A 17084-nucleotide genomic window follows, 5' to 3' on the forward strand; every position below is an offset into this window, starting at 1 on the left:
GACCCGCATGCATATCGCAGTCAGCGGTAGCGGCCCCAATCTGGTGCTGCTGCACGGCTGGGCGTTGCAGGGCGACGTATTCGCGCCCTTGCTGCAACGTCTCACCGACCACTTCACCGTGCACGTCGTGGACCTTCCCGGCCATGGCCGCAGCCGCGATGACACCATGCCGCTGCAGCTGGCACCGGTCGTCAGCACCATTGCGGCGGCGACGCCACCGGCGGTGTGGTGTGGTTGGTCACTGGGCGGACTGTTCGCCCTGCATGCCGCGGCCACCCAGCCGCAGGTACAGGGTCTGGTGATGCTGGCCTCGTCGCCGCGCTTCGTCCGCGATGAGCGCTGGCCCCACGCGGTTCCTGCGACGGTCTTCGCGCAGTTCGCCGCCGACCTGTCTGCGGATTTCCCTGCCACGGTGGATCGTTTCCTTGCCTTGGACCTGATGAACGTCGCGCCAGGCCGGGAGGATCTGCGCGGCCTGCGCCAGCGCCTGCTGGACAGCGGGGTGCCGGCTGCGCGCGTGCCGGAGGACGGCCGGCGCCTGCTCGAAGCCACCGATCTCCGTGGTGCCCTGCCCTCTTTGCCGGTGCCCAGCCTGTGGCTGGCCGGCCAGCGCGATCGGTTGGTGCCGCCCGCTGCGGCCCATGCCGCAGCGACGATGGCCCCGCACGCCTGGGCGCACACGATTGCCCACGGTGGCCACGCCCCATTCCTCGGCCATGCCGACGAGGTGGCGGAGCAGCTGCAACGCTTCGTCATGCAGCGGATAGTGACGACTGCGGGCCGTCACCCGACAATGCACAAATGACGGCCAACCGCCGTACGCATCGAAAGGTGGACTGACATGGATCTGGGAATCGCGGGACGTTGGGCGCTGGTGTGCGGCGCCAGCAAGGGCCTCGGCCTGGGCTGCGCGCGTGCGCTGGCCGCCGAAGGGGTCAACGTGGTCATCGTCGCCCGGGGCGAGACCGCCCTGCAGCAGGCCGCGGCGTTGCTGCGCACCCTGCCCCGCGCAGGCCAGGTGGTCGCCGTGGCCGCCGATGTCACCACCGACGCGGGGCGTGCTGCCGCGCTGGCGGCCTGCCCGCAGGTGGACATCCTGGTCACCAACGCCGGTGGGCCGCCTGCCGGTGATTTCCGTACCTTCGAGCGCGATGACTGGATCGCTGCGCTGGACGCCAACATGCTGGCGCCGATCGCACTGATCCGCGCCACGGTGGATGCCATGATGGCGCGCGGTTTCGGCCGCATCGTCAACATCACTTCGTCATCGGTGAAGGCGCCGATCGACATTCTGGCGCTGTCCAATGGCGCGCGTTCCGGGCTCACCGGCTTCGTCGCGGGGCTGGCACGGCGCACGGTGGCGGCCAACGTCACCATCAACAACCTGTTGCCTGGCCAGTTCGATACCGACCGCCTGCGTGGCAACTTCGCCTTCCTGGCCGAGCAGCAGGGCGGGGACATGGAGTCGATCGCCGCGCAGAAACGCGACCACATCCCGGCAGGGCGCTTTGGCCAGCCGGATGAGTTCGGCGCCGCCTGTGCTTTCCTGTGTAGCCTGCAGGCCGGCTACCTTACCGGGCAGAACCTGCTGATCGACGGCGGCGCCTACCCCGGAACGTTCTGACGCCGCACCGTTTTTCGCATCGAGATCCGCATGGACCCCCGTACCGACCACCGCCACCTTCGCCGCGCCTTTTCGCGGGCCGCCACGACCTACGACGAAGCGGCTGCACTGCCGCGCGAGGTGCGTCAGCGCCTGATGGAGTCGCTGGACTATCTGGAAACGCGCAGCCCGGAGGTCGTGCTGGACGTGGGGGCCGGTACCGGCCATGCCAGCGCCCTGATCAAGAAGCGCTGGCCGAAAGCGCAGGTGATCGCGCTGGACGTGGCGATGCCGATGCTGCACGAAGCCAGGCGGCAGGCGGGTTGGTGGAAGCCGTTCCAGCGCCTGTGCGCCGACGCGGCTGCGCTGCCGCTGGCCGACAACAGCGTGGATGTGATCTTCAGCAACCTGTGCCTGCAGTATGTAGACGATCTGCCGGCCGTCTTCGCCGGGTTCCGCCGAGTGTTGAAGCCCGGCGGCCTGCTGCTGTGTTCGACATTCGGCCCGGAAACGCTGATCGAGCTCGCGGAGGCGTTCCACGCCGACGACGCGTCACCGCACGTCAGCCGCTTCGCACCGATCGCGCAGTTCGGCGATGCGCTGATGATGGCCGGTTTCCGCGATCCGGTGCTGGACCGCGATCTGTTCACCCTGACCTACGACGACCTGCCGGCGCTGATGCGTGAGCTGCGGGCGCTGGGCGCCACCAATGCGCGGATGGATCGTCGCCGCACGTTGACCGGACGCGCCCGCTTCACTGCGGCGGCGGCGGCGTATGAAGCGATGCGGCGCGCTGACGGAAAGTTGCCCAGCAGCTGGGATGTCATCTATGCGCATGCCTGGGCACCGGAGGCCGGCGCCCCGATCCGCGAGCAGGGCCAGGACATCGCCGCCGTGCCGGTATCGGCGATCCCGATCCGCCGTCGGCCTGTGTAAGTGCGATGCGGTGGGCGCGCCGCGCGGCATGCCGCGGACGTCGCTGTGACGGACCAGACGGACGGGTGTTGGACGGGTGTTGGACGGGTGTTGGACGGGTGTTGGACGGGTGTTGGACGGGTGTTGGCCGGGGCTTGGACGGGCCTTGGACGGGCCTCGGTAGAGCCGACTTCAGTCGGCTGCTCTTTGCCACGGTGCCGGCTGAAGCCGGCACTACCATTGGCTGCTCTTCGGCACGTCCCTAGCCTGCGGCTTTTACGAACAGGTCGCGATGGAAGAAATACACTTCCTGCGCCAGGAATCGCCAGCTGGTGTGGAAGCTGCGGAAGCGCGTGCTCGGTGTGGACGAGGCCAGTGCATCGATGCCCATCGCACGGCTGAGACGCAGCGCGCGGGCCATGTGCAGCGGATCGCTGACGATGATCACGCGGTGCAGCCCGCGCTGGTCCATCAGCCGCTTGGCTTCGACCAGGTTCTGCACAGTGTTGCGCGATGCGGTTTCAATCAAGATCGCCCTATCCGGTATGCCCTGCTTCAAGGCATAACGCCGCGCCACCTGCGATTCGGAGAAACGCGCACCGCTTCCGCCATAGCCGCCGGTGAAAATCAGCAGCGGCGCGTAGCCCGCGTCGTACAGATCCAGCCCGTGGCGGATGCGTTCCTGGAACACCGGCGACGGCTTGGCATCGTAAGCGGCTGCGCCCAGTACGATGATCGCGTCGGCATGCGCGGCTTGGTCGCGTTCGCCGATCCACACGATCCACGCGGTCACGGCGAACAGCCAGACCATCAGCAGCACGAACAGCCGCCATAGCCAGCCGAATACGCCAGTCCGTTGCCCGCTCATGCAGTTCCCCACGGCAACGCATCGATATCCACATTGCCACCGGACAGCACCAGCCCCACGCGCAGGCCGGCGAAGCGCTGCGGCTGGGCCAGCACGGCGCCCAGTGCGATCGCCGAGGACGGCTCCACCACCTGCTTGAGGACCTGCCACAGCAGTCGCATGGCCTGCACAGTGGCCGCGTCGTCCACCACGATCACCTCGGCCTTGGCCGCGCGCAGCACCTCGAAATTGGGCGCCCCCAGCGTGCCTCGCAGGCCGTCGCAGATCGTATCCGGCACGAATTCGATGCGCCGCTCGCCCGCCTGCAACGAGCGCGCAGTGTCAGCAGCGCCGGCCGGCTCGGCAAGCACCAGGCGGGTCTGCGGCGCGGCATGCTGCAGGGCCAGCGCGGTGCCTGCGGCCAAGCCACCGCCGCCGACCGGCACCACCAGCACGTCGAACGGACCCTCGGCGTGCAGCAGTTCCAGCGCGGCGGTGCCCTGGCCCGCGATCACTCGCGCATCGGCATACGGATGGACCAAGGTAGCGCCGGTATGCGCCTGCACCTGCGCGCACAGCTGTTCGCGGGCGGCGATGCTGGCGGCGCAACGCCACAGGGTGGCGCCATGGCGTTCGATGTTGGCCAGCTTGGCCGCCACCGCGCCCTCGGGCACCACGACGTGGCAGGCGATGCCCCGGGTCAGCGCCGCCAGCGCCAGTGCGGCCCCATGGTTGCCTGAAGAATGGGTCACCACGCCCGCGCCGGCCTGTTCGGCCGACAACGCCCACACCGCATTGCAGGCACCGCGGAACTTGAAGGCGCCGCCGCGCTGCAGGTGCTCCGCCTTGAACGCCAACCGGGCACCCGCCAGCTCATCCAGCGTGCGCGAGCGCAGCACCGGCGTCACCGTGGCATGCGGAGCGATCCGTGCGGCGGCGACCAACACATCAATGGCAGGGGGCGGGGCCTCGTTCATGTGCAAAGATTAACGTATGCCCGCCATCGGTCGCGGCCTATCTCGTCGTGCCAGGATGTCCGCTTCGCCTAACCATTCATGCTTCGTTGCACGAATTAAGGGGCGATTCAACGCATTAGGCAGAAGCTGGAGTCCATAACCCATGGGGGGTCTTGTCATGAAGATGCGTCTGATCGTTGCCGGAGGGCTGCTGCTGGCCCTGTCCGGCTGCGCCACTTACGATTACGTGGGCGGCAGCGGAGGCGGCGGCAGTGGCTATTACCACGGCGCCCCGTCGACCGAATACCGCTATCCGGCCGGCTACCCCTACGGTTCGCCCTATGGCTACGGCGGCGGCTATTACGGCGGTGGCGGTGGCTATTACGGCGGTGGTTACGGTGGCGGTTATGGCTACGGCTATCCGGTCTATCGTCCGTACCCCAACTACCGTCCGCCGCATCACGGCCACCGACCGCCCAACACCCGGCCACCGAACAACAATGGTCCGCGCCCGCCCCGCCCGCCGGGCAACAACGGTGGCTCGCCGTGGCGCAACCTGGATTCGACCACCCGTCCGCGTCCGCAGCAGGGCATGAACCGCCCGTCGCCGCAGCAGCAGGTCCGCCCGGCCGCGCCGCCGCGTCCCGCCTCTGCCCCGCGTCCGAGCGGTTCGCCGTGGCGAAATTTGAACCGTTCCACAGAACGGCAGGCCGAGCCGTGATCGGGTCTTGAACCTTCCGTCGGGAAGGTTCAAGCTAGACCGTCAATGACCCGCCGCGTCCAAAAGTGACAAAGCAGACGCAGCTGGTCATGCAAGTTATGTCGATATCCGATGGGAAACTCTGGATCCCCCCTGTTCCGGCCCTGTCGGATGTCGGCACCTACTAAACAACAAGGCCCCGCTCGCGCGGGGCCTTGTTGTTTAAGCCAACAGCAAAAAACTGGGCCGGACAGTCCCCCGACTGCCGGCCCGTCGCTTCCCCCTCGTGCATCTGGACCAGCCCCTGTTCCAATTCCGGTCCATAGCGCCTGAGGCGCCGATCACGCTGGGTGCTATTGGGTTATCTGCAGGTAGCGTGCCAACTTTAGGGTTGATTTGAAAAAGCGACCTGACCGCCTCGTCCGATTGGCGTTAAAATCGCCACCTGCCGCTTCCGGCCCCGCATTGCATGAGCCATGACTGATTCCTTCCATCGTTACGACGTCATCGTCATTGGCGGCGGCCACGCCGGCACCGAGGCCGCCCTGGCTGCGGCCCGCAGCGGTGCGCGCACCCTGCTGCTGACCCACAACATCGAAACCGTGGGCGCCATGAGCTGCAACCCGGCCATCGGCGGCATCGGCAAGGGGCATCTGGTAAAGGAAATCGATGCGCTGGGCGGGGCCATGGCCCATGCGGCCGACCGGGCCGGAATCCAGTGGCGCACTTTGAATGCTTCCAAGGGACCGGCGGTGCGGGCGACCCGCTGCCAGGCCGACCGCAACCTGTACCGCATGGCGATCCGTTCGCTGGTGGAGGCGCAGCCGAACCTCACCGTGTTCCAGGCCGCCGTGGATGATCTGGTCATCGAAGGCGACCAGGTGCGCGGCGTACTCACCCAGACCGGGCTGCGCTTCGATGCAGTGGCCGTGGTGCTGACCGCCGGCACCTTCCTGGCCGGCAAGATCCATGTCGGGCCCACCCAGTACGCGGCCGGCCGCATGGGCGATCCGCCGGCGACCACGCTGGCGGCCCGCCTGCGCGAGCGCCCGTTCCAGGTGGACAGGCTGAAGACCGGCACCCCGCCGCGCATCGACGGCCGTTCGCTGGACTACAGCATGATGGACGAACAGCCCGGCGACGATCCGCGCCCGGTGATGTCCTTCCTCGGTTCGGTGGATGAACATCCGCCGCAGGTCAGCTGCTGGATCACCCATACCAGCGCGCGGACCCACGACATCATCCGCGAGTCGCTGCATCGCTCGCCGCTGTACAGCGGCCAGATCGAGGGCATCGGCCCGCGTTACTGCCCGTCCATCGAGGACAAGGTGGTGCGTTTCGCCGAGAAGGAAAGCCACCAGATTTTCGTCGAACCGGAAGGCCTGGGCATCGTCGAGATCTACCCCAACGGCATCTCGACGTCGCTGCCGTTTGATGTGCAGCTGGCCATGGTGCGCAGCATCCGCGGCTTCGAGAACGCGCACATCACCCGCCCCGGCTATGCCATCGAGTACGACTACTTCGATCCGCGTGGGCTGAAAGCTTCGCTGGAGACCAAGACCGTGGGCGGCCTGTTCTTTGCCGGCCAGATCAATGGCACGACAGGGTACGAGGAAGCCGCCGCGCAGGGGCTGCTGGCCGGCCTCAACGCGGCGCGCCAGGTGCGTGGGCTGGACGGCTGGTGCCCGCGCCGCGACGAGGCCTATCTGGGTGTGCTGGTGGATGACCTGATCACCCATGGCACCACCGAGCCGTACCGCATGTTCACCAGCCGCGCCGAGTACCGGCTGCAGCTGCGCGAAGACAATGCCGACCAGCGGCTGACGCCGGTGGGCCGACAGATGGGCCTGGTGGACGACCGGCGCTGGGCCGCCTTCGAGACGAAGCAGTCGGCCGTGCATGCCGAAAGCTCACGCCTGCGCGCGGTGTGGGCGACGCCGGGCAACGCGCTGGGCCGCGAAGTCGAGCAGGTGCTGGGCGTGGCGGTCAGCCGCGAAACCAACGTGCTGGACCTGATCAAGCGCCCGGAACTGGATTACGCCAAGCTGATGCAGGTGCCGTCGCTGGGCCCCGGCGTGGCGGATGCCAAGGTGGCCGAACAGGTGGAGATCGGTGTGAAGTACGCCGGCTACCTGGACCGCCAGCGCGACGAGATAGAGCGCCAGCAGCGCCATGAGTCCACCCCGATCCACGACAGCTTCGACTACGCCATCGTGCGTGGACTGTCGGCCGAAGCCCTGCAGAAGCTGGAGCGCGTGCGGCCGCAGACCATCGGCCAGGCGCAGCGCATTCCCGGCATGACCCCGGCGGCGATCTCGCTGCTGCTGGTGCACCTGGAGCGTTCGCGCCGCGGTCGCGTCGCCTGACACACCGAACACGGAGGCGCCGAGCCCTGCTTGGCGGCTGCCTGCCCGCCGCTGCGTTCGCCGAGCTTGGCTCGGCGCTACATTGGAGAATCCCTTGACCCCACTACGTCCCTTCCGCGACAAAATGCCGGTACTCGGCGCGCGCGCCTATGTGGATCCCGCCTGCACGATCATTGGTGATGTCGAGCTGGCCGAGGATGTGTCGGTCTGGCCGGGCACGGTGATCCGCGGTGACGTCAACTTCGTCCGCATCGGTGCCCGCACCAATGTGCAGGACGGCACCATCATCCATGTCAGCCACCACAGCCCCTTCAACAAGGCCGGGTATCCGACGCTGATCGGCGAGGGCGTGACCGTGGGTCATGGCTGCATCCTCCATGCGTGCACCATCGGCGACTACAGCCTGATCGGAATGGGCGCGTGCATCCTGGATGGGGCGCGCGTGGAGAAGCACGGCTTCGTCGGCGCCGGTGCGGTAGTGGGACCGGGCAAGGTGGTGGGCGAAGGCGAGTTGTGGCTGGGCAACCCGGCACGGCCCGCGCGGTTGTTGAAAGACAGTGAGATCGAAGCGCTGCATTACTCGGCTGATCATTATGTGCGGTTGAAGGATGAGTACCTGGGCGCGTCGTGATGCCGTGAGTGGTGCCGATGGTTAGAGCCGCCTGGTAGAGCCGACTTCAGTCGGCTGGCGTCTCGCGCGTTCGTGGGGCAGCCGACTGAAGTCGGCTCTACCTGGCGGCTCTACCATTGGCGGGGCGCGGGTCTGCTAAAGTCGAGCCCCGACCAGGATGACGTCGAGATTTCCATGCCCGTGGCGCCCTGCCGGAGAGCAACCCGGCGCCTTCCCTCATTACGCGTGGCGTGTCGATGACCGCCGCGACGATGCTGGATACCTACCGCGAGGTGGTCACGCCGGAAGGCGTGCCGCTGCAGTTGCGTGCGGCCGGTCCCCTGCCGCGTGCGGTGGCGTGGCTGGTTGACCTGGCCATCCGTGGTGCCGCGCTGGTGCTGCTCTCTTTCCCGTTGATGCTGCTTGATGAGCTCGGCCGTGGCATCTATCTGGCACTGATGTTCCTGCTCAACTGGGCCTATGCCATCGTGCTCGAGGCGGTGTGGGGGCAGACGCTGGGCAAGCGGGCGATGGGCCTGCGGGTGATTGCGCGCGATGGGGCACCGGTCGGGTGGAGCGGTGCGGTCACCCGCAACCTGCTGCGCACCGTGGACATGCTGCCGTTCGGTTACGCCGTCGGGCTGGTGAGCAGCCTGTTCGATGCGCACGGCCGGCGGTTGGGTGATCTGGTCGCCGGCACGCTGGTGGTGCATGGCGATGCATCCCCGCGTCACGCACCCGCCACCATCGACAGCGCCTTGCCGCCGCCGGTGCCGCTGCAGCCGCAGGAGCAGTCCGCCGTGATCGCCTTTGCCGAGCGGGCGCCCCTGCTCTCACCCGCACGCCAGCAGGAGCTGGCCGGCATCGTCACCCCGTTGACCGAAACCGGCGGCCAGGTCGGTGTGCTGCGCCTGTATGCGATGGCCAACTGGTTGCTGGGCCGCCGATGAAACAGGAACAATTCGTCGCCCGCCACCAAGGGGAATGGGAAGCACTGGAGGCCTGGCTGCAGCAGCGTGCCCATCTGCGTGCCCGCACACGTGCACGCGTGGCTGCCGATCCCACCCTGCCCGCGGATGCGGAGTTCCCGCAACGCTACCGAAGGCTTTGCCAGCAGTTGGCGCTGGCCCGCCAGCGCGGGTACAGCCCGCAGCTGGTGGAGCGCCTGCAGCAGTTGATGCAGCGCGGCCACACGCTGTTGTATCGCACCCCGGCCTTCCGCTGGCGCAGCGTGCTGGAGTTCCTGTTCGCTGATTTTCCCCACCTGGTGCGCAGCCAGGCGACGGTGATGTGGGTGGCGCTGGCCTTGTTCGCCGTGCCGCTGGTCGCCAGCTTCGTGCTGGTGCAGCTGCACCCGGATCTGATCCACCTGCTGATGGACAGCGCGCGCGTTGCACAGATGGAGCGCATGTACGATCCGTCGTCACCGAACCTGGGCCGTGACAGCGGCACCGACTGGATGATGTTCGGCTACTACATCATGAACAACATCAGCATCGGCCTGCGCACGTTTGCCAGCGGCCTGCTGGCCGGCGTGGGCACGGTGATCGTGCTGTTGTTCAACGGCATCACCATCGGCGCGGTCGCCGGCCACCTGCAGCATGTCGGCCACGGTGATCCGTTCTGGCGTTTCGTGGTCGGCCACGGTGCCTTCGAACTCACCGCGATCGTGATCGCCGGCGGGGCGGGCCTGCAACTGGGCATGCGCCTGGTGGCGCCGGGGCGCAAGCGCCGCATCGATGCGCTGGTGGAGGGCGGCCGCATCGGCGCGCGACTATGCCTGGGCATCGCCGCGATGCTGCTGGTGGCGGCGTTCATCGAAGCATTCTGGTCCTCCATCGCCGCGGTGCCCGCATGGGGCAAGTACAGCGTGGCGGCGGTGCTTTGGTCGCTGGTGGGACTATGGCTGTGGCGCGGCGGCCGGGGCGAGGCGCAGCATGCGGATTGATCAGCTCAACGTGGTGCTGCGTGCCCGCAGCAGCTGGGAAGCAATGGAACTGGGCACTGCACTGGCGCGCCGGCAGTGGCGGGCGGCGTGGGGCGCGTGGCTGCTGGCCAGTGCACCGGTGTTCCTGTTGGCCAATGCGCTGGCGTGGTGGCTGGGTGCCGGATTCGGTTGGGCGTGGCTGCTGCTGTGGTGGTGCAAGCCGGCGTTCGAACGGGTGGTGCTGTACGTGCTGTCGCGTGGCGTGTTCGGTGAGCCGGTCACCGCGTGGCAGGCGCTGCGTGCGCAGCCGGGCTGGCAGGTCGCCGGCTTCTGGGGTTACCTGGGGTGGCGGCGCTTCAGCGCGGTGCGCAATGTGTGCCTGCCGGTGAACCTGCTGGAAGGCACGGACGCCGCGCACCGCGGGCAGCGCCGCCGCGCGGTACTGTCTGCCGCCGCCGGTCCATCGATGCTGCTCACGGTGCTGTGCATGGGCTTCGAGGCCGTGCTGGTGATCGGCGCGTTGACGGCCGTTTTCATGTTCGTACCGGTGGAACTGCTGTCCGATTCGTGGCGCGCAGCGTGGGAGCTGGTGCGGCAGGACACCCCCGCTTGGGCGAAGTTCGGTATGAACCTGCTGCTCTGGCTGGCGGCCAGTGTGATGGGGCCTTTCCACGTCGGTGCCGGGTTCGGACTCTATTTGAACCGACGCACGCAGATGGAGGCCTGGGACGTGGAGATCAGCTTCCGCCGCCTGCGCGAACGGCTGCAGCAGGCCATGCCGCTGTTGCTGCTGGTGGTCCTGTTCGCGCTGCCTGTTGCCACTGTGCCGGTGCATGCACAGCAAGCGCACGCACACGACGATGCGGGCGCGGCGGATGAGGAGCGGGCAGAAGAGGCTTCCGATGACGACGAGGAGGAGCCACCGGCCATCGATCCCGCTGACACGCCGGCTGGCATCTTCGGTGACGTGCCCGTGGACACGGCGGGCTTCCGCCAAGCCGTGCAGCGCGCTTACCAAGATCCGCTGCAGCGCCCCACCCGCTCCATCAGCGAGTGGGAACCCCGCAAGAAGGACGACGACGAAGAGGCCAAGCGCAAGGAGCGCGAACGACTGAAGCGCGAGGCCGACGAACAGTCGGCGAGGCAGATGTCCGGTGGTGCGGCGAAGATCGCGGCGATGGTGGCCGAATGGGGCCTCTGGCTGCTGCTGGGCATCGTCGTCGTGGCGCTGCTGCTCACCGCGCGGCGCTGGTTGCCCTGGCTGAGTGGATCGGCGCGGCGCAAGGCCCCGGCCGCGCCTGCGGTGAACGAAGATTCGATCGTGCTGCCCGAGGTGGTGCCGCCGGATGTGGCCACGCGTGCACGTGCGCTGTGGGCGCGCGGCATGCCACGTCAGGCACTGGCCCTGCTGTATCGCGCCAGCGTCGGCACGGTGGTGGAGCGGACTGGCGTAGCGTTGCCACCCGGCGCCACCGAAGCCCAGGTGCTGCGTGCATCGCGGCGCATGCCGGACGCGCGTGACCGCGACCTGTTCGCGGCGATCGTGCGCATGTGGCAGTACGCCGCGTATGGCAACCGGCTGCCCGACCACGCCGATTTCGAAACGCTGGCCGACGCACTGCAGGCGCAGTACCGGTGGCCGGCATGAAGGCCCGGGTGGTGTGGTCGTTGGTGATCGGGCTGATCGTATTGCTGGCGGTGCCGCTGGTGGTGCTGTTCCTGCGCACGCACGAAAAAGTGACGCGCACCGAGGTGATGCCGCCGCAAGGCGAGGCCAGCTACAACCCGTTGTACGTGCTCGGCCAAGCGCTGCGCGCCGACGGCCTGCGGGCAGAGTCGCGGGCCCGGCTGGACCTGGCGGCGATGACGCTCGCGCCGGGCGATACAGTGGTGCTGCTGCAGGACAGCGGTGAACTGGCGCCCTCGCAGGTGGATACGCTGCTGGCGTGGGTGAAGCGGGGCGGCCACCTGCTGGTACGCACGCCCCCCACCGGCGAAGACACCACGCGAAACGAGCCTTTGCTGTTGCAGCGCCTGGGCGTGGAAAGCCTTGGATTCGGCAGTGCCTGCCAGCGTTTCCATGTGGACGATGACACCGGCCACGTGGAGTTCTGCAAGGGTCGTCGCTTCGATCTGACCGAGGCGGCGTACGCACAGGTGCAGCGTGAGTGGGGCAGCGAAGACGGCTTCGTGTTCGCTCGCCTGCGCCATGGCCAGGGCAGGGTCGATGTGCTGGCGGACATGGACTTCATGCGTGGCGTACCTGAAACCACCTCGCTGCTCCCGGCTGCACTGCGGCCGAGCAAAGACCTGGAGCAGCCGCGCGATGGCCTGCACGACCGTGCGCACCGCGACCTGACCCGCCATCTGCTGGCGCCGAATTACGGCAAGGGCACCGTGTGGCTGGTGTATGCCAGCCGACCGCCCTCTCTATGGGCGCGCATCGTGCTGCAGGGTTGGCCGGTCTGGTTGCCGTTGCTGCTGGCGTTGCTGGGCTGGTTGTGGGCGCGCGCGCAGCGCTTCGGCAGCGTGCAGCCTTCGCCGGTGGCAGAGCGCCGCTCCTTGCTGGAACACGTGCGCGCCAGTGGTGAACTGCTGCTGCGCCAACGCCAGGGCCCGCGACTGCATGCTGCCGTACGGGACCTGTTCCTGCGTCGGCTGCAGGCCCGTGCACCGCTGGCGGCCACGCTTGAGGGTGCCGCACAGGAACAGGCCATCGCCGCCTTGCTGCAGTGGCCCGTCACCCGCGTACACACCGCGCTGGCACCGCCAGCCGCCAATGACCAGACCGCGCTGAAAGCGCGGATCACCCTCCTGCTGCAGATGAGAAGCCTGCTATGACCGAACTGGACTCTTCCCCCTCCGTGCCGCCGCCGCTGGCTGCCGTATCGGCCGCAGCCGACGTGCTGGAACGCGTGGACGCCGTACGCGAAGCCGTGGGTCATGCCTTCATCGGCCAGCCCGAGGTGCTCGACCAGATCCTGATCGCACTGCTCGCGGGTGGCCATGTGCTGATCGAAGGCGTGCCCGGGCTGGGCAAGACACTGCTGGTGCGTGCGCTGGCACAGGCGTTGGAGCTCGACCACGGACGTGTGCAGTTCACCCCGGACCTGATGCCCAGCGATGTCAGTGGCCACGCGGTGTACGACCCGAAAAGCGAAAGCTTCAAGATCCGTCGCGGCCCGGTGTTCACCAACCTGCTGCTGGCCGACGAGATCAACCGCGCGCCGGCCAAGACCCAGTCGGCCCTGCTGGAAGTGATGCAGGAAGGCCAGGTCACCATCGAAGGGAAATCGTTCGCGCTCGCGCCGCCTTTCATGACCCTGGCCACGCAGAACCCAGTGGAACAGGAAGGCACCTATCCGCTGCCGGAAGCACAGCTGGATCGTTTCCTGCTGAAGATCGTCATCGATTACCCGGGATTGGAAGACGAAAAGCGCATGGTCGATGCAGTGACCACCGGCCGCAGCGCCAGCGACTTCGACCTGCAGCGGGTGCCCCGCGTACTCAACGCCGGGGATGTCGTGGCGTTGCAGCAGGCCACCGCGGCGATCACCGTGGACGCCGAAGTGATCGACTACGCGGTGCGCATCGTTGCGGCCACACGCAAGTGGCCCGGCATCGCCCTCGGCGCAGGCCCGCGCGGCAGCATCGCGCTGGTGCGTGCGGCACGCGCACAGGCGCTGCTGGCCGGCCGTGACTTCGTGACGCCGGACGATGTGCGCGATATCGCCCGGCCGGCGCTGCGCCATCGCATCGCGCTGGCACCGGAGCTGCAGATCGAAGGACAGGGTGCCGACGATGTACTCGGTGCACTGCTGGCCAAGGTGGATGCACCGCGCCGATGAGGCCTGCCCTGCCCCTGCTCGGATGCCTGCTGGTGTGGGCCGGCGTAGGCGCTGCCGTGCTGGCCGGCTGGCTGCCGCGCTGGAGCTGGCAGGCCGTCTTGGCGATCGTGGTCGCGGTGGCGTTGGTGGACCTGCTGCGTCTGCGCAGGCTGCCCTCGCCGAGCGTGCAGCGGCAGCTTCCCGAAGCACTGGCATTGAACGTGCGACGTGCAGTGCAACTGACCCTGCAGGCTGAGCGCACGCTGCGGCTGGAGGTGTTCGATCTGCTGCCGGGCGCCTGGCAAAGCGAGGGCATGCCGCGACGTCTGCGCCTGCGTCCCGGGTTTGCCGCCACGCTCGACTATCACGTGCAACCGCTGCAACGTGGCCACTTCCGCTTTGACGGCGTCCAGGTGCGCCTGCACTCACCGTGGCGGCTGTGGCGGCAGCAGCGCGTCGTGCCGCCTGCGCTCGATGTACGTGTATTCCCGAACTTCGTGCCGCTCACACGCTTCGCCTTGTTCAGTGCCGAACAGGCCTCGCGAATGGTCGGTGCGCACCTGAAGCGGCGCCGCGGTGAAGGCACCGATTTCCACCAGATGCGCGAATACCGCATCGGCGACAGCCTGCGCCAGATCGACTGGAAGGCGACGTCGCGTGCACGGCGATTGGTGTCGCGCGAGTATCAGGACGAAAAGAACCAGCAGATGCTGCTGGTGCTCGATTCTGGTCGAAGGATGATGGCCAGTGATGGCGGCCTGTCGCACTTCGACCAGGTGTTGAACGCCGCATTGGTGCTTGCCTATCTGGCCCTGCGGCAGGGCGACGGCGTGGGCCTGCATGCGATGGGCGGCGAGCAGCGCTGGGTAGCACCGAAACGCGGCATGGGCACGATCGATGACCTGCTGCGTGCCAGCTACGACCTGCAACCGCAGCCAGTGGCGACGGACTATCTGGCCACCGCGACACAGCTGTCGGTGCTGCAGCGCCGTCGCGCGCTGGTGATGCTGGTGACCAACGTGCGCGACGAAGATATCGAAGACCTGCTGGCCGCGGTGAAGCTGCTGCAGCGCCGGCACCTGGTGTGCGTGGCCAGCCTGCGCGAACAGGTGCTGGACCACGCGTTGCAGGGTCAGGTGCAGACGGATGCCGATGCCGCACAGGCCGGTGCGGCGGCCCTGTACCTGGAACAGCGCGCGCAGGCGCACGATGCGCTGCGCGGACACGGCGTGATGGTGCTGGATGTCACCGCCGACGCCCTGCCCGGCGCGCTGGTGGAGCGCTACCTGTCGGTCAAGCGCGACGGCTTGTTGTAGGTAGTGACGGCCGCTGGCCGTCAAAAAACCCAGCGGCTACTGACCTTCAATACGGGGCCATCGCCCGCCGGTTTCAGACGTAGATCTGCGTCGGCGCTTCGTCGATGATCGCGTGCGGAACGAACCGCGACGTATCCCGGGTGATAGCGCTGTCATCCTCGCGGATGCCGACGCCACAGGCCTGGTCGCCGATCACCCAGCTGCCGATCAGCGGATAGCCGCCTTCGAAACGGGTCAACGGATGCGCCTGCTGGATGATCGCCGGACCGTCGTACGGGCCGTCGCTGCGCTGCGTGGTGCCGTCGGCCAGATGCATTTCGATGTTCGCGCCTTCGCGCGAGAACAGCGGCTTGCGTACCCACCCCGCGCGCAGCGTACTGCCATCGTCGAAGTGCGATTCCAGCAGGTTCGGGTGCCCGCGATGACGCTCCCACAGCAAGGGCAGGATGCCCTTGTTGCTCAGCACCGCCTTCCAGGCCGGCTCCAGCAGTTGCAGGCCGGATGTCGGCAACGCGCGACCGAACTCCTCGGCCATCAGGTCTTCCAGCGGATACAGCTTGAACAACGTGCCGATCACCGTGTCGTCCACCGCGGTGAAGCGCCCATCGTCGGACAGCCCGATGTCTTCCACCGCGATGCCTTCGCCATGCAGGTTGGCCTGGGCGGCGCAATCACGGAGGTACTCCACCGTGCCGACGTCTTCCTGCGAACTGCCCACGGCGCTGAAATACAGCGGCGGCGGGAGTCGGGAAGCAAGCTCACCGAAGCGTCCCACCAGTGCCTCATGCAGCGCATTGAACTGGTCGGCATGCGCCGGCAGGCGGCCGGCGTTGCGCTGTTCTTCCAACCACTGCCACTGGAAAAAGCTGGCCTCGAACAGCGAGGTCGGGGTGTCGTAGTTCAGCTCGTACAGCTTGGCCGGGCCGGTGCCGTCGTAGGCCAGGTCCAGGCGTCCATACAGGTGCGGCTGGCGCTGGCGCCAGCTGTCGGCGATCCAGTCGCGGTAATGCGCCGGGATCGCCAAGCGTTCCATCAACGTATCGGAACCGACCACCTCCTCCACCAGCGCCATCGCCATCTGGTGCAGCTCGGCGCTGGGGTCTTCGATGTCCTGCTCGATCTGCCGCAGGGTGAAGGCGTAGTACGCCGTTTCATCCCAGTACGCCTGACCGTCGATGGTGTGGAAGCGGAAGCCGGCTTCTTCGGCCCGAGCGCGCCACTGGGGGCGCTCGGCGATACGGACACGCTGCATCGGTCAGCCGCCGAAGCTGCCGCCGCTACGGCGCGCACTGGTGCTGCCGAAGCCGGCGCGGCTGGCGGTGGTGGCGCGGTTCGGCTGGTTGGTGACCGGCGCCAGGCCGGCCTTGCCCGCGCCGATGCCGCTGGCGGTGTTCAGGCCGCCGCTGCCACCCGGGGCTGCACGCGCCCACCCGGCGTTCTTGTCCTGGAAGGCCGGGCTGGCAGCCGCCGGTTGCTGGGCCAGGCCCGCGCGTCCGCTGTTCATCATCTGCGACATGAAGAAGCCCATCATCATCGGCCCGATGAAGGACGTACCGGCCGAGGTGCGCTGCTCCACGCACTGCTCCGGCTTGTAGTCGGCTTCGCAGGCCGCCTTGTCGGCGTACTTCGGCGCGGCATCGGCAGACTGCTGCTGGGCGGCGGCGAACGCGTTGCGGCACGCCGACGGATCAGCCGTGGCCTCGGTACAGGCCTGCACGGAGGTATACAGCCCTTCCTGCACCTGCACCTGTTCTTCCTTCTGGCAGGCGGTGAACAGCAGCGGTGCGGCGCTCATCAACAGCAGCGCGGTGGTGCGGGAACGTTTCATGGCCTCATGCCTCTCATGCGGGTCAACCCCACAATAATGCCGCATCAGCGGCTGCAACCAAAGTCGGCAAAGCACACAACATGAACGGTGGGTCAGATCGACCTTGGCCCGGTGGTTGCAAACGCAACCGGAAAAATTGGGCATCATCGAACGACACCCACGTCGTACGGCCCGCCCGTTGCTGCCAGC

At 67.7% G+C, this 17084-nt stretch carries 16 protein-coding genes; 12 read left to right on the plus strand and 4 right to left on the minus strand.

Annotation, left to right across the window (positions count from 1 at the left end; all coding sequences use genetic code 11):
• The first annotated feature begins 7 nt into the window (after window positions 1-7).
• From bioH to bioC, 3 genes are read left to right on the plus strand one after another with little or no spacing between them, the layout of a single operon-like run.
• Window positions 8-805: a pimeloyl-ACP methyl ester esterase BioH gene (gene bioH / locus ABRP17_RS07215; RefSeq protein WP_349986028.1), complete on the plus strand. Its 798-nt coding sequence runs from the start codon at window positions 8-10 to the stop codon at window positions 803-805.
• Window positions 806-841: 36 nt separating this feature from the next.
• The gene (locus tag ABRP17_RS07220) at window positions 842-1624 is read left to right on the plus strand and encodes an SDR family oxidoreductase (protein WP_349986029.1); all 783 of its coding nucleotides are present in this window, start codon (window positions 842-844) and stop codon (window positions 1622-1624) included.
• A 30-nt stretch (window positions 1625-1654) separates the two neighbouring features.
• Entirely contained in the window at window positions 1655-2539 is an 885-nt protein-coding gene (bioC, locus tag ABRP17_RS07225; protein WP_349986030.1) for a malonyl-ACP O-methyltransferase BioC, read from the plus strand.
• Between the two features lie 241 nt (window positions 2540-2780).
• Here bioC and ABRP17_RS07230 read toward each other — a convergent pair whose 3' ends face one another.
• Together ABRP17_RS07230 and ABRP17_RS07235 are read right to left on the minus strand one after the other, a co-directional pair.
• Window positions 2781-3386, minus strand: coding sequence for a YdcF family protein (locus ABRP17_RS07230; protein WP_349986031.1), 606 nt, complete (start codon window positions 3384-3386; stop codon window positions 2781-2783).
• On the minus strand, window positions 3383-4342 hold the full coding sequence (locus ABRP17_RS07235; RefSeq protein ID WP_349986032.1) for a pyridoxal-phosphate dependent enzyme: 960 nt from the start codon (window positions 4340-4342) through the stop codon (window positions 3383-3385). The genes ABRP17_RS07230 and ABRP17_RS07235 overlap by 4 nt, the downstream gene beginning before the upstream one ends.
• A 157-nt stretch (window positions 4343-4499) precedes the next feature.
• On the opposite strand from ABRP17_RS07235, the gene ABRP17_RS07240 reads away from it, so the two are divergent.
• The 9 genes from ABRP17_RS07240 to ABRP17_RS07280 all read left to right on the plus strand — a co-directional run bounded on the left by ABRP17_RS07240 (window position 4500) and on the right by ABRP17_RS07280 (window position 15067).
• Entirely contained in the window at window positions 4500-5042 is a 543-nt protein-coding gene (locus ABRP17_RS07240) for a hypothetical protein (protein ID WP_349986033.1), read from the plus strand.
• 455 nt (window positions 5043-5497) lie between these two features.
• Window positions 5498-7387, plus strand: coding sequence for a tRNA uridine-5-carboxymethylaminomethyl(34) synthesis enzyme MnmG (mnmG, locus tag ABRP17_RS07245; RefSeq protein ID WP_349986034.1), 1890 nt, complete (start codon window positions 5498-5500; stop codon window positions 7385-7387).
• A gap of 94 nt (window positions 7388-7481) precedes the next feature.
• Complete coding sequence (locus ABRP17_RS07250; RefSeq protein WP_349986035.1) at window positions 7482-8018, plus strand: gamma carbonic anhydrase family protein; 537 nt, start codon at window positions 7482-7484, stop codon at window positions 8016-8018.
• 236 nt (window positions 8019-8254) lie between these two features.
• Complete coding sequence (locus ABRP17_RS07255) at window positions 8255-8947, plus strand: RDD family protein (RefSeq protein ID WP_223202927.1); 693 nt, start codon at window positions 8255-8257, stop codon at window positions 8945-8947.
• Complete coding sequence (locus tag ABRP17_RS07260; RefSeq protein ID WP_349986037.1) at window positions 8944-9945, plus strand: stage II sporulation protein M; 1002 nt, start codon at window positions 8944-8946, stop codon at window positions 9943-9945. The genes ABRP17_RS07255 and ABRP17_RS07260 overlap by 4 nt, the downstream gene beginning before the upstream one ends.
• A complete protein-coding gene (locus ABRP17_RS07265) occupies window positions 9935-11572 on the plus strand; it encodes a DUF4129 domain-containing protein (RefSeq protein ID WP_349986038.1) in 1638 nt (545 codons plus the stop codon). Before ABRP17_RS07260 ends, ABRP17_RS07265 begins: the two co-directional genes overlap by 11 nt.
• Window positions 11569-12765: a DUF4350 domain-containing protein gene (locus tag ABRP17_RS07270; RefSeq protein WP_349986040.1), complete on the plus strand. Its 1197-nt coding sequence runs from the start codon at window positions 11569-11571 to the stop codon at window positions 12763-12765. The genes ABRP17_RS07265 and ABRP17_RS07270 overlap by 4 nt, the downstream gene beginning before the upstream one ends.
• Window positions 12762-13772 (plus strand): MoxR family ATPase, encoded by a 1011-nt coding sequence (locus tag ABRP17_RS07275; protein ID WP_188325345.1) that lies wholly within the window; start codon window positions 12762-12764, stop codon window positions 13770-13772. Before ABRP17_RS07270 ends, ABRP17_RS07275 begins: the two co-directional genes overlap by 4 nt.
• Window positions 13769-15067 (plus strand): DUF58 domain-containing protein, encoded by a 1299-nt coding sequence (locus tag ABRP17_RS07280; protein WP_349986041.1) that lies wholly within the window; start codon window positions 13769-13771, stop codon window positions 15065-15067. Before ABRP17_RS07275 ends, ABRP17_RS07280 begins: the two co-directional genes overlap by 4 nt.
• A gap of 73 nt (window positions 15068-15140) precedes the next feature.
• On the opposite strand, the gene ABRP17_RS07285 is transcribed toward ABRP17_RS07280, so the two are convergent.
• Together ABRP17_RS07285 and ABRP17_RS07290 are read right to left on the minus strand one after the other, a co-directional pair.
• Window positions 15141-16319, minus strand: a complete 1179-nt coding sequence (locus ABRP17_RS07285; RefSeq protein ID WP_349986043.1) for a glutathionylspermidine synthase family protein — start codon at window positions 16317-16319, stop codon at window positions 15141-15143.
• Between the two features lie 3 nt (window positions 16320-16322).
• Complete coding sequence (locus ABRP17_RS07290) at window positions 16323-16895, minus strand: DUF1190 domain-containing protein (protein WP_188325348.1); 573 nt, start codon at window positions 16893-16895, stop codon at window positions 16323-16325.
• Window positions 16896-17084: the final 189 nt, after the last annotated feature.

It is taken from the genome of Stenotrophomonas sp. WHRI 8082 (assembly GCF_040223995.2).
Lineage (GTDB): Bacteria > Pseudomonadota > Gammaproteobacteria > Xanthomonadales > Xanthomonadaceae > Stenotrophomonas.

Bases quoted from the DNA above. Each gene is read 5' to 3' on its own strand.
- ABRP17_RS07235 (WP_349986032.1), bottom strand. From the start codon at position 4,342: ATGAACGAGGCCCCGCCCCCTGCCATTGATGTGTTGGTCGCCGCCGCA.
- ABRP17_RS07230 (WP_349986031.1), bottom strand. From the start codon at position 3,386: ATGAGCGGGCAACGGACTGGCGTATTCGGCTGGCTATGGCGGCTGTTC.
- ABRP17_RS07280 (WP_349986041.1), top strand. From the start codon at position 13,769: ATGAGGCCTGCCCTGCCCCTGCTCGGATGCCTGCTGGTGTGGGCCGGC.
- mnmG (WP_349986034.1), top strand. From the start codon at position 5,498: ATGACTGATTCCTTCCATCGTTACGACGTCATCGTCATTGGCGGCGGC.
- ABRP17_RS07290 (WP_188325348.1), bottom strand. From the start codon at position 16,895: ATGAAACGTTCCCGCACCACCGCGCTGCTGTTGATGAGCGCCGCACCG.
- ABRP17_RS07265 (WP_349986038.1), top strand. From the start codon at position 9,935: ATGCGGATTGATCAGCTCAACGTGGTGCTGCGTGCCCGCAGCAGCTGG.
- bioH (WP_349986028.1), top strand. From the start codon at position 8: ATGCATATCGCAGTCAGCGGTAGCGGCCCCAATCTGGTGCTGCTGCAC.
- ABRP17_RS07285 (WP_349986043.1), bottom strand. From the start codon at position 16,319: ATGCAGCGTGTCCGTATCGCCGAGCGCCCCCAGTGGCGCGCTCGGGCC.
- ABRP17_RS07220 (WP_349986029.1), top strand. From the start codon at position 842: ATGGATCTGGGAATCGCGGGACGTTGGGCGCTGGTGTGCGGCGCCAGC.
- ABRP17_RS07255 (WP_223202927.1), top strand. From the start codon at position 8,255: ATGACCGCCGCGACGATGCTGGATACCTACCGCGAGGTGGTCACGCCG.
- ABRP17_RS07275 (WP_188325345.1), top strand. From the start codon at position 12,762: ATGACCGAACTGGACTCTTCCCCCTCCGTGCCGCCGCCGCTGGCTGCC.
- ABRP17_RS07270 (WP_349986040.1), top strand. From the start codon at position 11,569: ATGAAGGCCCGGGTGGTGTGGTCGTTGGTGATCGGGCTGATCGTATTG.
- bioC (WP_349986030.1), top strand. From the start codon at position 1,655: ATGGACCCCCGTACCGACCACCGCCACCTTCGCCGCGCCTTTTCGCGG.
- ABRP17_RS07260 (WP_349986037.1), top strand. From the start codon at position 8,944: ATGAAACAGGAACAATTCGTCGCCCGCCACCAAGGGGAATGGGAAGCA.
- ABRP17_RS07240 (WP_349986033.1), top strand. From the start codon at position 4,500: ATGAAGATGCGTCTGATCGTTGCCGGAGGGCTGCTGCTGGCCCTGTCC.